Here is a 12,432-nt window from a genome sequence, read left to right as displayed (position 1 = left end):
TACGCCGATGGACACTCCAAAACCGCTGCAAAAACCCGCACACCTGCTGGACGACCTTGAGTCGATCCGCCAGCTGCTCGGCGATGACAACCTGCAACCGCCGCTGCTGACCGACACGGTCGATGATGGCGAACAGGAACAGATTCCGATGTTGTTCGATTCGGTCGACAACACACCGCAAGCCGTCGACGCTGCACCCGCGCCAACGCCTGCTCCGCAACCTGCCGCTGCGCCTGTGGATAAAGGCCCCGACGCCCTCCTGCACCTGGACAGCGAGCTGCGCGCCGCCGCGCAACTGATCATGCAGGACGTGATCGACGATTTCGCGCCGCACATCGAAACCGAAATCAAACGTCGCCTCGAGGCGCGGATGGAACGGCTTCTCGGCCAGTACGAATAATTCCCTGATCTCCTGTGGGAGCTGCCCTGCCAGCGATAACATCACCGCGCCTTTCCTGAAAAACCGCGGCGCCTGCATCGCTGGCAAGCCAGCTCCCACATTTAAGCCTCCACCCGGCCCGCCCCGCTCGCCCTGCGCCCCTTGCCCCGCTATACTTCCCGGCTTTTCCTGAATAAATGCCAATAGGGTCCCGCCGCGCATGGATAAGACCTACCAGCCGCACGCCATTGAAACTTCCTGGTACAACACCTGGGAGTCCGAGAACTACTTCGCCCCGCAAGGCGCGGGCGACTCCTACACCATCATGATCCCGCCGCCGAACGTCACCGGCAGCCTGCACATGGGTCACGGTTTCAACAACGCGATCATGGACGCCCTGATCCGTTTCCGCCGCATGCAGGGTCGCAACACCCTGTGGCAGCCGGGCACCGACCACGCCGGTATCGCCACGCAAATGCTGGTGGAGCGTCAACTCGAAGCCCAGGGCCAGAACCGCCATGATCTGGGCCGGGAAAAATTCCTCGAGAAAGTCTGGGAATGGAAGGATCAGTCCGGCGGCAACATCAGCCGTCAGATCCGTCGCCTCGGCTCGTCCGTGGACTGGAGCCGCGAGCGCTTCACCATGGATGACGGCCTCTCGGAAGCCGTTAAGGAAGCGTTCGTGCGCCTGCACGAAGACGGCCTGATCTATCGCGGCAAGCGACTGGTCAACTGGGACACCAAGCTGCACACGGCGATTTCCGACCTCGAAGTGGAAAACCACGACGAGAAAGGTTTCCTGTGGAACCTGAAATACCCGCTGGCCGACGGCGCGAAAACCGCTGAAGGCAACGATTTCCTGATCGTCGCGACTACCCGTCCGGAAACCATGCTCGGCGACTCCGCCGTCGCAGTGAACCCGAACGACGAGCGCTACAAAGCCCTGATCGGCAAGTTTGTAGAGCTGCCGCTGGTCGGCCGCCGCATCCCGATCATCGCCGACGATTACTGCGATCCTGAATTCGGCACCGGCTGCGTGAAGATCACCCCGGCCCACGATTTCAACGACTACGAAGTCGGCAAGCGTCACAACCTGCCGCTGCTGAACATCTTCGACAAGAACGCCAACGTGCTGCCGGCAGCGCAAGTGTTCAACCTCGACGGCACGCTGAACGACAGCATCGACGGCAAGATTCCGGCCGAGTACGCCGGCCTCGAGCGTTTCGAAGCGCGCAAGCAGATCGTTGCCGCGTTCGACGCCGCCGGCCTGCTGGTCAGCGTCGACGACCACAACCTGAAAGTGCCGAAAGGCGACCGCTCCGGCACCGTCATCGAGCCATGGCTGACCGACCAGTGGTACGTGTCCACCAAACCGCTGGCCGAGCCTGCGATTGCCGCCGTTGAAGACGGTCGCATCCAGTTCGTGCCGAAGCAGTACGAAAACATGTACTTCTCGTGGATGCGCGACATCCAGGACTGGTGCATCAGCCGTCAGCTGTGGTGGGGCCACCGGATTCCGGCCTGGTACGACGAGTCGGGCAAGGTCTACGTCGGTCGCGACGAAGCCGAAGTGCGCGCCAAGCATAATCTCGGCCCGGACGTTGCGCTGCAACAGGACAACGACGTTCTCGACACCTGGTTCAGTTCGGGCCTGTGGACCTTCTCCACCCTGGGCTGGCCGGAAAAGACCGAGTTCCTGAAGAAATTCCACTCCACCGACGTGCTGGTCACCGGTTTCGACATCATTTTCTTCTGGGTTGCCCGGATGATCATGCTGACGATGCACCTGATCAAGAACGAGGATGGCACGCCGCAGGTTCCGTTCAAGACTGTTTATGTGCACGGCCTGGTGCGTGATGGCCAGGGCCAGAAGATGTCCAAGTCCAAGGGCAACGTCCTGGACCCGCTGGACATCATCGACGGCATCGAGCTCGAAACACTGGTGCAGAAACGCACGTCCGGTCTGATGCAGCCAAAACTGGCGAAGAAGATCGAGAAGCAGACCCGCGACGAATTCGCCGACGGCATCGCCAGCTACGGCACCGACGCCCTGCGCTTCACCTTCTGCTCGCTGGCGTCCACCGGTCGCGACATCAAGTTCGACATGGGCCGCGTCGAAGGCTATCGCAACTTCTGCAACAAGATCTGGAACGCCGCGCGTTATGTTCTGGACAAGGGCGAAGACTGCGGCCAGAACGGCGAAGCCTACGAGCTGTCGCTGGCGGATCGCTGGATCATCTCGCAGCTGCAACGCACCGAAGCCGAAGTGACCCGTCAACTGGATCAGTTCCGTTTCGACCTGGCGGCGCAAGCGCTGTACGAGTTCATCTGGAACCAGTACTGCGACTGGTACCTGGAACTGTCCAAGCCAGTGCTGTGGGACGAAAACGCGCCGGTCGAGCGTCAGCGCGGCACTCGCCGCACGCTGGTTCGCGTACTGGAAGTGGCGCTGCGTCTGGCGCATCCGTTCATGCCGTTCATCACTGAAGAAATCTGGCAGCGCATCGCGCCGCTGGCCGGTATTCAGGGCAAGACGATCATGCTGCAACCATGGCCGGTGGCCAACGAAGAGCGCATCGATCCGGCGGCCGAAGACGACATCGAATGGCTCAAGGGCCTGATGCTCGGCACGCGCAACATCCGTGGCGAAATGAACATCGGCCCGGGCAAACCGCTGCCGATCTACCTGAAGAACGTCACCGCTGAAGACCAGCGCCGCCTGACCGAGAACGAAGCGCTGCTGAAGAAGCTGGCGCGTCTGGAGTCGATCACCGTACTGGCCGCCGGCGAAGAAGCGCCGCTGTCGGCGACCGCGCTGGTTGGCGAGATGGAAGTGCTGGTGCCGATGGCCGGTCTGATCGACAAGGGCGCCGAGCTGGCGCGCCTGGACAAGGAAATCCTGCGTCTGCAGGGCGAAGTCCAGCGGGTGGGCGGCAAGCTGTCCAACGCCGGTTTCGTTGACAAGGCTCCGGCCGAAGTCATCGAGAAGGAACGCGCCAAACTGGCCGAAGCCGAACAGGCTCTGGCCAAGCTGGCCGAGCAGCACGCGCGGATTGCCAGCCTGTAACGGCAAATCGCACTGAAAAAGGGAGGCCCGCAACGGCCTCCCTTTTTTGTGCCCGGGGTATTACTCCGGGCAGGGTTCGCCATTTGGTTGCGTGAGTGCGACTTTGACGATTGATTCGGGTGAGGTACCGATAATAGAGGAACCTCGCGTTACGACATATCTCACAAGCAGCGACCCACTCCCGTTGGAATGCTCAAGGATTGGTTTGATGAGTGTCTTGTAAGGTTCAACGTTGAATTGCAGTTTCGGTGTGCTCTGCGTTACGGCTTGGGTGAAAGTAGCTTCCGTACCTGCAATAGGTACCATGCCATTGAGACTTGAACAGGCTTGAGATGTCAGCTCAATTATGTCCCCCTCCATCACTTCCGGAGAAATTTTGACATCAACAAGAACGCCCTTAACGGGGCTCGGATCGCTTACACAGCTGATAAATCCTGACAGGTTGGCACTTGGAAAAGTCGCTTTACTTAGTTCAATCATCTCAATAATTCCCTGAAAAATTTCCTGTTGGGTAGACGTTGCCAGTAAAGCCATATTCAAAAAGTTCGCCTACTGTCATATATGACAGGTATCAAAGACCGATTTGGAATCGACAGTCGCGATGGTTATACCTTCTTCACTCGTTTGCTCGGGTAACGTTGAGATGTGGGACAATACCGGCCACTTTCAGCCCTACCCGAATCGACCACGCCCATGAACGCCCCACGTACACCGAAACCTGCGCGCAAGAAGCCTGACTCCGTCACCCCGGCCAAGCCCGTGGCGCCGCGTAAAGAAGCCAGCCTTCACCCGCGCAATCGCCATCAGGGTCGCTACGACTTCCCGGCGCTGATCAAGACCACGCCGGAACTGGCGAAGTTCGTGATCACCAACCCGTACGGCAAGGAAAGCATCGACTTCGCCAGTCCCGATGCAGTGCGTGTGTTCAACCGGGCGCTGCTCAAGTCGTTCTACGGCATCCAGCATTGGGACATCCCGGCCGATTATCTGTGCCCGCCGGTGCCGGGCCGTGCCGACTACATCCACTTCCTGGCTGACCTCTTGGCCAGCAACAACGACGGTGTGGTTCCGCGTGGCGCCATCGTCAATGTGCTGGATATCGGCATGGGCGCCAACTGCGTGTACCCGCTGATCGGTAACAGCGAATATCGCTGGCACTTCCTCGGCTCGGAGATCGATCCGACCGCCGTGGCCGCCGCCAGGGCCATTGTCCAGTCCAACGACTTGAACAAGGTCATCCAGCTGCGCCAGCAGGAGAACCGCAAGCACATCCTGATCGGCCTTCTGGAGCCTGGCGAGCGCTTTGACCTGACCATGTGCAACCCACCGTTCCACGCCTCGATGGAAGAGGCTACCAAGGGCAGCGAGCGTAAGTGGCGGGCACTGGGCAAGGCCGACCCGAAACGCAAACTGCCGGTACTGAACTTTGGCGGTCAATCGGCCGAACTTTGGTGTGAAGGCGGTGAAGCGCGCTTCGTGACGCAACTGATCGCCGAAAGTGCGAACTTTGCGCACAAGGTGTTGTGGTTCAGCACCCTGGTCTCGAAAGCTTCAAACCTGCCGGCCATCGAAATTGCGCTGAAGAAGGCCGGTGCGCTGGAAAGCCAGGTAGTGGAAATGTCCCAGGGGCAGAAGCAGAGCCGCTTCGTGGCATGGACCTTCCAGACCAAGTCCGAGCAGCAGATCTGGCGGCGCGAACGCTGGGTTCGCAAGTAATTCGCTTCAATCGGGGCGGCGCTTGATCGCAAAGCCGCCGCTACTGCTGAAACACAAACAGCAGACATAAAAAAACCGTGTCCGGATCGCTCCGGTGCACGGTTTTTTTGTATCGCTGCGTCTTACTTGTTCACAGCGTCGGTCAGGCTTTTGGCCACAACCAGCTTGATCACTTTCTTGGCAGGGATTTCGATGGCAGCGCCAGTCGACGGGTTACGGCCAGTGCGGGCAGGACGCTCGGTCACTTTCAGCTTGCCGATACCTGGCAAAGTGATTTCGGCACCATTTTCCAGCTGATCGGCAACGATTTGACCCAGTTGGTCCAGAGCGGCACGCGCGGTGGTTTTCGGCGCGTCGATAGCTTCAGCGATGTCGGCGATCAGTTGGTCTTTAGTAAGAGCCATGTAGTGTTCCTTCCCTATCAAATTCATATGGATTGCAGAGTGCAGTGTCAGCCATCGAGCCCGATCTTCTGGATCTGGCACCCTCGGCGATAACCACGACGAGTCGGGGTTATAGATGCCGAAATCAAGGTTTGGTTCGACCTGACAAAAGCTGAATGCATGCTTGTCGCGGTGACTTCGCACAAGACCGGGCAAAACTAGCACAGAGACAAGGAAATATCCGCCTCTAGCTAGCCAAATGGTCAGGTTTATTGCGCTAAATCGGTAAATAAATGCATAAGGGCGGTCGAGTGACCCGGATTTGCCCTTCACCCCGCGCCAAATCCAGTGGTTGCGGTACACTGGGCGCTTTTTCGGGGGAGCCCGCCCTCCTTCCTTCCACCAGCCGAGAAGCCTATGCCGATCCGTCATTGCATCGTCCATTTGATCGACAAAAAACCCGACGGCACACCCGCAGTTCTGCACGCCCGCGACTCCGAACTGGCTGAGTCCGCAGCCATCGAGAACATGCTCGCCGATCTCAACGAGAGCTATAACGCCAAACAGGGCAAAGCCTGGGGCTTGTTCCATCCGGAGTCCGGCGCGTTCCCGTTCAGCGGCTGGCTGAAGGAATACATGGAAGGCGGCAAGGACTTCACTGCGTTCAGCAAAGTCGCGGTCGAGCACCTGCAAAAGCTGATGGAAGAATCGAACCTGTCGGTCGGCGGCCACGTGCTGTTCGCCCACTATCAGCAAGGCATGACGGACTACCTGGCCATCGCCTTGCTGCACCACAGCGAAGGCGTGGCGGTGACCGATGAGCTGGACGTGACCCCGTCGCGCCACCTCGACCTCGGCCAACTGCACCTGGCGGCGCGGATCAACGTTTCCGAGTGGCAGAACAACAAGCAGTCCAAGCAGTACATTTCGTTCATCAAGGGCAAGAACGGCAAGAAAGTCTCGGAGTACTTCCGCGACTTCATCGGCTGCCAGGAAGGCGTCGACGGCCCTGGCGAGACCCGCACCCTGCTCAAGGCCTTCAGCGACTTCGTCGAGAGCGAAGACCTGCCGGAAGACTCCGCGCGCGAAAAGACCAAGACCCTGGTCGATTACGCCAGCAGCCAGGCCAAGCTCGGCGAACCGATGGGCCTGGAAGAACTGTCTGAGCTGATCGACGAAGAACGCCCGAAGGCCTTCTACGACCACATCCGCAACAAGGATTACGGCCTGTCGCCGGAGATCCCGGCGGATAAGCGCACGCTCAACCAGTTCCGCCGCTTCACCGGCCGCGCCGAAGGCCTGTCGATCAGCTTCGAAGCGCACCTGCTGGGCTCGAAGATCGAATACGACGAAGAAGCCGGGACTTTGGTCATCAAAGGCCTGCCGACCTCGCTCACCGATCAGCTGAAGCGTCGCAACTGATGCTCGGCAATGTGCTGAAGAAAGTCGCACTGGTTTTGCTGGTGGTTGTGGTCTATCAGAACTGGGGCAAGATCGAGCGGGTGTTCAACCCGTCGCAGATGGCGTCGGAGCAGATCCGCGCCAACGCCAATGTGGTGCTGTACGCGACGGACTGGTGCGGCTACTGCAAGCAGACCAAACGCTTTCTCGATCAGAAAGGCATTGCGTTCAAGGAATTCGATATCGAGAAGGATGCCGAAGCACGCAAGGCGTATGAAGCGCTGGGCGGACGCGGAATTCCTCTGATCGACGTGAATGGCACGTTGATTCGCGGGTTTGATCCGGACGAGATTCTCGCTGCACTGAAATAAACGAGGGAGCCAATCGGCTCCCTCAGATGTTTCAGCGTTTCTCGATTCGGAAACCGAAACGCGGGAAGTGCACATGCACCACTCCGCCACGTTCGTCCTCACGGCGCAGGATCAACTCCTCGCGACCGGCAAACACCAGCTCGCCGGCGACGGGATCAACGCCGTAGTCTGTCGCGGCGATCAGCACCTGCTGACCGCCCACGAACCCGTTCGGATCAGTGAACTCCTCGTCCGGCAACGCCGCCGGCGTAGAGCTGCGCGCGATCTCCAGTGCTTCCTCCGAACTCATCTCGCTGGCCGCGCCATGGCCAAAACCGAGCACACGCCCCAGCCACGCCGATACCGCCGGATAAGCATCCACCAAGGGCGCCGTCACGTGCGTAGCCTTGAGGAACCACAGTGGATGGGCCATGGCGAAGTCGGCAACCGACGGCTCGCCGAACAGGAAGTCACCGTCTTCGCGCTGCAACTGCTGCTCCAGGCGCGCCATGAGAGTCGGCCAATTGTGCTTGGCCTGCTCCGCTGACAGCCTGGTTGCGCTGCCACCGCTGAACAGTCCGGCCCGATCGGCGAGGAACGCCTTGATCGCTTCCGGCGGCAACTTGCCGAAACGCACCGCCACCGATTCCGGCTGGAACACCAGGCTCACCGCATGCTGGAACACTACCGAATCGGCCCAGGCGGCGAAACTGGCGGCGATCATTTCCTGACCGTCCGGGAAGAACGAAGGCTGGGCCTTTTCCTGCTCGAGGCGACGGGCGATCAGCGCGGTGTCGCAATAGATGTCGGCACCGATCTGCAACACCGGGGTCTTGCGGTAACCACCGGTCAGCGCAGTCAGATCCGGTTTCGGCATCACCGGTGAGATGTGCACCGAGCGCCAGGACAAGCCCTTGAAACCCAACAGCAGCCGGGCCTTTTCGGCGAATGGAGAGGTCGGGTAATGATGCAGAATCAACTCGGACATGCTCGGCTCCGCCGCACAGAAAGTGAACCAGCAGCTTAGCGCGCAATTCGTTCGCAGCCTACGGATCCGGCTGATGGGAACTGATCAGTCAGGTTGATAAGGCATGCAAAGAGGAATACTCTCCGCCTACGTCAATGTCTCCTGTGAGATCAGTAAACCCGGCCGCAAACCGGCGTTTACAGAAAAAACCGCCCCGCAAGGCGGTTTTTTTTCGCCTGTCGTTTGCCGGAGGCACCGCGTCGACGCGGAGACTTCTACCGTTTGACAATACCTGCTCAATCAGGCCGATAAGACGCCACCAGACACTCCTTCGCACTCTTCCTGAGCTTCTTGATCAACCGCTCCTGACGCAAGGCATCACCCTTGTCGCGGCAACGCTCGGTGTAGACCAGCGCCATCGCCGGGCTTGAAAGAAAGAACCGTGCGCCCTTGCCGCTCTGATGCTTGGCGAAACGGCGCACGGGATCATCGCTGATCCCGCAGTACAGCGAACCGTTGGCGGCGCGTACGAGGTAGACGAACCAGGATTTGCTCACTGGAACGTCGGCATCGAGAGGATTTTCGCTGAGGCTGTTCACGGGACAATTCAGGCGTAAGGAAAACAGGTGGCGATCTTATCAGCGACTCGCCTGAAATGCCTTCAGCCCTTTCAGCGCCTGAGCACGGACAGCATTGCGCACCAGAGGCGTCCAGCCCAACAACAACCCCTTGAAACCCAGCGCCTGACGCGACCAGCGCCACAGGTCGAAGTGGTCGTGGTGTTCACAGATCTTGCCGTCACGGAAAACGAAGCGCGCCTGGATGTCGTTGATCACGACATTGCCGGTCTGGCTGAACAGGTAGGTCGCCACCCAGTGGGCGCCGCCGCTGCGCTCGTCGGCGCGGACGTTGTTGAAGGTCAGGGAGAAGTCCTTGGCGCGAGTGGTGAGCATGCGCCACATGTCGCCGGCATCACGACCGCGCAGCTCGCCGAAGGCCGGATCGCTGAACACCACGTCGTCGGTGTAGCAGGCGGCCATGGCCTCGGCGTCGAGGCGCTGGAAGGCCTGGTAGAAACGGGTGATCAGGGCGCTGTGGGCTTCTTCACTCATGGGCAATCTCCAGGAAAGGTACAGATTGCCAGCACGATAATCCGCAAACGCCTGAAACACTATCGGCATTCGCATTTCGAATACCGACAGTGTGTACGCATCAGACCTTTTCGCTGACCACCTGCACGTACAGCGCACGTCCGGCACCGAGGCCAGCGAGGATTGCACCCGCACCAATGATGCCGAAAATCCAGCCCACGGCGTTCCAGCCGCCGGTCCAGTCATGCACCACGCCGACCGCGAACGGCCCCATCGACGCGAGGGTGTAGCCAAAGCCCTGGGACATGCTCGACAGGTTGGCCGCGACATGGGAATCCCGCGAGCGCAGCACGATCAGGGTCAGAGCCAGGCTGAACGTGCCGCCCTGCCCCAGGCCCAGCAGGATCGCCCAGCCCCACAGGCCTTCGATCGGCGCGAAGAGGCAACCGAACAGGCCGCCCAGGGTCAACGCCATCACCACCACGATCGCCAGCCGCTGATCTTTGCCACGTGTGGCCAACCACGGTGCCGCCAGGGAGCTGGCGAGCTGGATGATCACCGATCCGGACAGCACCAGACCGGCCTGGGTCGGCGTCAGCCCGCGACCGATAAGGATCGACGGCAGCCAGCCGAACACGATGTAGGCCAGCGACGATTGCAGGCCCATGTACAAGGTCACTTGCCAGGCCAGCGGATCCCGCAGCAGACCGCGCACCCGGTAGGCAACGTTGTGTGCACCATGCTTCTGGCCGATTTGCGGCAGCCAGAACACTGCCGCCACCAGCGCCGGAATCACCCAGAAACCCAGGCCCATGGCCCAGCTGTGGTCAAAGTGTTCGCTCAATGGCACGGTCGATCCCGCCGCCATTGCCGCGCCCAGGCACAGGGCCATGGTGTAGACGCCGGTCATGGTGCCGGCATGTTTGGCGAAGTCGCGTTTGACGATGCCCGGCAGCAACACGCCGATGATGCCGATGCTCGCGCCACCCAGCACGCTGCCGGCGAACAGACCGATCTCACCGAAATTGCTGCGCAGGATGATGCCGCCGGCCAGTGTCAGAAGAATCCCCAGTACCACCCGTTCGGCACCGAAACGCCGTGCGAGCAATGGGGCCAGAGGTGCGAACAACCCAAGGCAGAGCACTGGCAGCGTCGTCAGCAATCCCGCTTGAGCAGCGGACAAACCGAGACTTTTCGACACTTCACCGAGCAACGGCGCCATGCTCGAAAGCGCCGGACGCAGGTTCAACGCCACCAGGATCAGCCCCAGCAGCAACAGCCACGGGCGCCGCACCAGCGGATGGCTTTGCTGCACCTGCTCGTCATCGGCTTCGGCGTCGATCAACAACTCTTCGAGCTCGGCCTTGCGAACGGGGGCTGTGGAGACTTCTGGGCGGGACATGGTTTTCTCGGTTTCAAGGTTCATTGATCAACTGCCTCGACAGGGCTTTGGCCCGCTCCGGATCGCGCTGCTCGACGGCCTCAAGCAAGGCGACGTGCAAATCGAAGACTTCCTGTCGACGGGGGACGATGTTCAGGGTCTGGCGCAATTGCGCGCCGACGATGCTGGAAAAATAGCGATACAGCTCGCTGAGGGTCGGGTTGTGCGCGGCGTCCACCAGACGGCGGTGGAAAACCAGATCGCAGGCGATGTAGCTGTCGAGGTCGCCATGGTAGTGACTGCCGGCGTGCCCCAGTGCCTCGCGCAACGCGACGAGGTCTTCGTCGGTCCGGCGCAAGGCCGCCAGGCCAATGGCCTCGACTTCAAGGATGTGCCGGGTTTCCCGGGCCTGATCCAGCGAGCATTTGGACAGCGCCTTGAGCGTGTCCATCGGATCGACCACTGCCCGCAGGTAACTGCCGTCACCCTGACGGATCTCGATCAACCCTGAGAACGCCAGCACCCGCATCGCCTCGCGAACGGTGTTGCGGCTGATGCCGAGTTCGGCGCACAGCTCGGGCTCGGTCGGCAATCGCTGACCGACCTGCCACGTGCCGTCGGTGATGCGCTGGCGCAATTGATCCAGGGCCTGATCGACCAGGGATCGCTTAATGAGTGGAGAAATGTCTGACATAGGATTCGCCCTTTCATCCAATCATGGGATGAATTTTCTGACATGTTAGTCAGCTCCGTGTAGGACGGCAACCACCTAGGGTCAGAGAGGGGCAAATGGAGGGGATTTTCGATTAGTCAAAATTACCCTTTAAGGGTAATTTCAGGGACAGGGCTTTGGTTTCTTATGGAAAAGAACACACCCCATTACGACTTGGTGGTGATCAAGGCTGAGGTCAGGCGACGGGGAAGACAGGCATTCACCAAGAGCGCAGAAAAAACCGGACTGGATCTCGGCTTCAGCATCATAGAGATGCAAGAATTCGTTTTCGAACTGCAGAACAGGATGTTGTACAAGTCGATGACCACCTATGACGATCATCGAGTCTGGCAAGACGTTTATCACACGCACTCACACGATCTGGAGATTTACATCAAGGTGACATACCGCCCCGAAGGTGGCCCACCGGTAATCTCCTTCAAGGAGAAAAACCAATGAAGACCCGGCAATGTTTCAGCTGCGGTGCACGTGAGGGAATGACACATTTCGAGGGCCGCGGCGAAACCATCAGTGTCAAAGGCATGGAACGTCGTATCGATGACCTTGCTGGCTGGGAATGTCGCAAATGCGGTGAGGTCGAGTGGGACGCCGATACCGATAGTGCAGAACGCTACACGCAAGCCGGTGATGATCTGGTGATTGCTGCCCGACAAATGATCGGTAACGAGATGAAGCGCATCCGGCGCAAATTGCACCTGACGCAAAAAGAAACCGTGCAACTGCTTTCTGGTGGCGGACACAACGCATTTTCCCGCTATGAGCGCGGCGAAGTGCTTCCGCCGAAGGCGTTGATGCTGCTGATGCGCCTGCTCGATCGCTATCCGCACTTGCTCGCCGATGCGAAAGCCTTGGGTGAAGGGGCGGATCTGAGGAACGCCTTCAAGTATACCGAGCACAAAGAACACGAAACCCTCACCGTTTCCTGACCCTCAGAAAACAAACCCGGCACAAGGCCGGGTTGGTT

The 12,432-nt window shown here is 59.8% G+C and carries 14 protein-coding genes; 7 read left to right on the top strand and 7 right to left on the bottom strand.

The genetic code is table 11. The features are described 5' to 3' along the window. Positions 1–7 precede the first annotated feature (7 nt). Positions 8–400 (top strand): DNA polymerase III subunit chi, encoded by a 393-nt coding sequence (locus tag CAF77_RS13230; RefSeq protein WP_085654689.1) that lies wholly within the window; start codon positions 8–10, stop codon positions 398–400. 199 nt (positions 401–599) lie between these two features. Further along, the gene (locus CAF77_RS13225) at positions 600–3,446 is read left to right on the top strand and encodes a valine--tRNA ligase (RefSeq protein ID WP_085654687.1); all 2,847 of its coding nucleotides are present in this window, start codon (positions 600–602) and stop codon (positions 3,444–3,446) included. A 60-nt stretch (positions 3,447–3,506) separates the two neighbouring features. On the opposite strand, the gene CAF77_RS28965 is transcribed toward CAF77_RS13225, so the two are convergent. Then, a complete protein-coding gene (locus CAF77_RS28965; protein ID WP_176244024.1) occupies positions 3,507–3,986 on the bottom strand; it encodes a hypothetical protein in 480 nt (159 codons plus the stop codon). A 153-nt stretch (positions 3,987–4,139) separates the two neighbouring features. On the opposite strand from CAF77_RS28965, the gene rlmF reads away from it, so the two are divergent. Further along, the gene (gene rlmF, locus CAF77_RS13215) at positions 4,140–5,162 is read left to right on the top strand and encodes a 23S rRNA (adenine(1618)-N(6))-methyltransferase RlmF (protein ID WP_085654683.1); all 1,023 of its coding nucleotides are present in this window, start codon (positions 4,140–4,142) and stop codon (positions 5,160–5,162) included. A 122-nt stretch (positions 5,163–5,284) separates the two neighbouring features. Here the strand turns inward: rlmF and CAF77_RS13210 are convergent, their stop codons facing one another. Next, on the bottom strand, positions 5,285–5,566 hold the full coding sequence (locus CAF77_RS13210; protein ID WP_064382436.1) for an HU family DNA-binding protein: 282 nt from the start codon (positions 5,564–5,566) through the stop codon (positions 5,285–5,287). A 396-nt stretch (positions 5,567–5,962) separates the two neighbouring features. Between CAF77_RS13210 and yejK the strand changes: the two genes are divergently transcribed. Both yejK and CAF77_RS13200 read left to right on the top strand, forming a co-directional pair. Further along, positions 5,963–6,967 carry a nucleoid-associated protein YejK gene (gene yejK / locus CAF77_RS13205; protein WP_039769496.1) on the top strand — a complete coding sequence of 335 codons (1,005 nt, stop codon included), beginning with the start codon at positions 5,963–5,965 and terminating at the stop codon, positions 6,965–6,967. Then, entirely contained in the window at positions 6,967–7,317 is a 351-nt protein-coding gene (locus tag CAF77_RS13200) for a glutaredoxin family protein (protein WP_085654681.1), read from the top strand. Before yejK ends, CAF77_RS13200 begins: the two co-directional genes overlap by 1 nt. A 31-nt stretch (positions 7,318–7,348) precedes the next feature. Here CAF77_RS13200 and CAF77_RS13195 read toward each other — a convergent pair whose 3' ends face one another. From CAF77_RS13195 to CAF77_RS13175, 5 genes are all read right to left on the bottom strand, one after another. Then, positions 7,349–8,284 carry a glutathione S-transferase family protein gene (locus tag CAF77_RS13195; RefSeq protein WP_085654679.1) on the bottom strand — a complete coding sequence of 312 codons (936 nt, stop codon included), beginning with the start codon at positions 8,282–8,284 and terminating at the stop codon, positions 7,349–7,351. A 275-nt stretch (positions 8,285–8,559) separates the two neighbouring features. Beyond that, complete coding sequence (locus tag CAF77_RS13190; RefSeq protein WP_064382439.1) at positions 8,560–8,862, bottom strand: GIY-YIG nuclease family protein; 303 nt, start codon at positions 8,860–8,862, stop codon at positions 8,560–8,562. 39 nt (positions 8,863–8,901) lie between these two features. Beyond that, on the bottom strand, positions 8,902–9,375 hold the full coding sequence (locus tag CAF77_RS13185) for a nuclear transport factor 2 family protein (RefSeq protein ID WP_085654676.1): 474 nt from the start codon (positions 9,373–9,375) through the stop codon (positions 8,902–8,904). 100 nt (positions 9,376–9,475) lie between these two features. Further along, on the bottom strand, positions 9,476–10,780 hold the full coding sequence (locus tag CAF77_RS13180) for a CynX/NimT family MFS transporter (protein WP_085654674.1): 1,305 nt from the start codon (positions 10,778–10,780) through the stop codon (positions 9,476–9,478). After that, positions 10,770–11,429, bottom strand: coding sequence for a FadR/GntR family transcriptional regulator (locus CAF77_RS13175; protein WP_064382442.1), 660 nt, complete (start codon positions 11,427–11,429; stop codon positions 10,770–10,772). Before CAF77_RS13175 ends, CAF77_RS13180 begins: the two co-directional genes overlap by 11 nt. 165 nt (positions 11,430–11,594) lie before the next feature. Here CAF77_RS13175 and CAF77_RS13170 point away from each other — a divergent pair, with 165 nt between their 5' ends. Together CAF77_RS13170 and CAF77_RS13165 are read left to right on the top strand one after the other, a co-directional pair. Next, positions 11,595–11,906, top strand: a complete 312-nt coding sequence (locus tag CAF77_RS13170) for a type II toxin-antitoxin system MqsR family toxin (protein WP_064382443.1) — start codon at positions 11,595–11,597, stop codon at positions 11,904–11,906. After that, entirely contained in the window at positions 11,903–12,394 is a 492-nt protein-coding gene (locus CAF77_RS13165; RefSeq protein ID WP_007957339.1) for a type II TA system antitoxin MqsA family protein, read from the top strand. Before CAF77_RS13170 ends, CAF77_RS13165 begins: the two co-directional genes overlap by 4 nt. Positions 12,395–12,432: the final 38 nt, after the last annotated feature.

The sequence above is a fragment of the Pseudomonas sp. R15(2017) genome, from assembly GCF_002112685.1.
GTDB classification, from domain to species: Bacteria; Pseudomonadota; Gammaproteobacteria; order Pseudomonadales; family Pseudomonadaceae; genus Aquipseudomonas; species Aquipseudomonas glycinae.
The sequence above is the reverse complement of the archived record's forward strand: the minus strand, read 5'-3'. Positions and strand labels throughout refer to the sequence as shown.

Coding starts and splice junctions, on each gene's coding strand:
- yejK (WP_039769496.1), top strand. CDS start 5,963: ATGCCGATCCGTCATTGCATCGTCCATTTGATCGACAAAAAACCCGAC.
- rlmF (WP_085654683.1), top strand. CDS start 4,140: ATGAACGCCCCACGTACACCGAAACCTGCGCGCAAGAAGCCTGACTCC.
- CAF77_RS13175 (WP_064382442.1), bottom strand. CDS start 11,429: ATGTCAGACATTTCTCCACTCATTAAGCGATCCCTGGTCGATCAGGCC.
- CAF77_RS13185 (WP_085654676.1), bottom strand. CDS start 9,375: ATGAGTGAAGAAGCCCACAGCGCCCTGATCACCCGTTTCTACCAGGCC.
- CAF77_RS13195 (WP_085654679.1), bottom strand. CDS start 8,284: ATGTCCGAGTTGATTCTGCATCATTACCCGACCTCTCCATTCGCCGAA.
- CAF77_RS13180 (WP_085654674.1), bottom strand. CDS start 10,780: ATGAACCTTGAAACCGAGAAAACCATGTCCCGCCCAGAAGTCTCCACA.
- CAF77_RS13170 (WP_064382443.1), top strand. CDS start 11,595: ATGGAAAAGAACACACCCCATTACGACTTGGTGGTGATCAAGGCTGAG.
- CAF77_RS13200 (WP_085654681.1), top strand. CDS start 6,967: ATGCTCGGCAATGTGCTGAAGAAAGTCGCACTGGTTTTGCTGGTGGTT.
- CAF77_RS13165 (WP_007957339.1), top strand. CDS start 11,903: ATGAAGACCCGGCAATGTTTCAGCTGCGGTGCACGTGAGGGAATGACA.
- CAF77_RS13225 (WP_085654687.1), top strand. CDS start 600: ATGGATAAGACCTACCAGCCGCACGCCATTGAAACTTCCTGGTACAAC.
- CAF77_RS13230 (WP_085654689.1), top strand. CDS start 8: ATGGACACTCCAAAACCGCTGCAAAAACCCGCACACCTGCTGGACGAC.
- CAF77_RS13210 (WP_064382436.1), bottom strand. CDS start 5,566: ATGGCTCTTACTAAAGACCAACTGATCGCCGACATCGCTGAAGCTATC.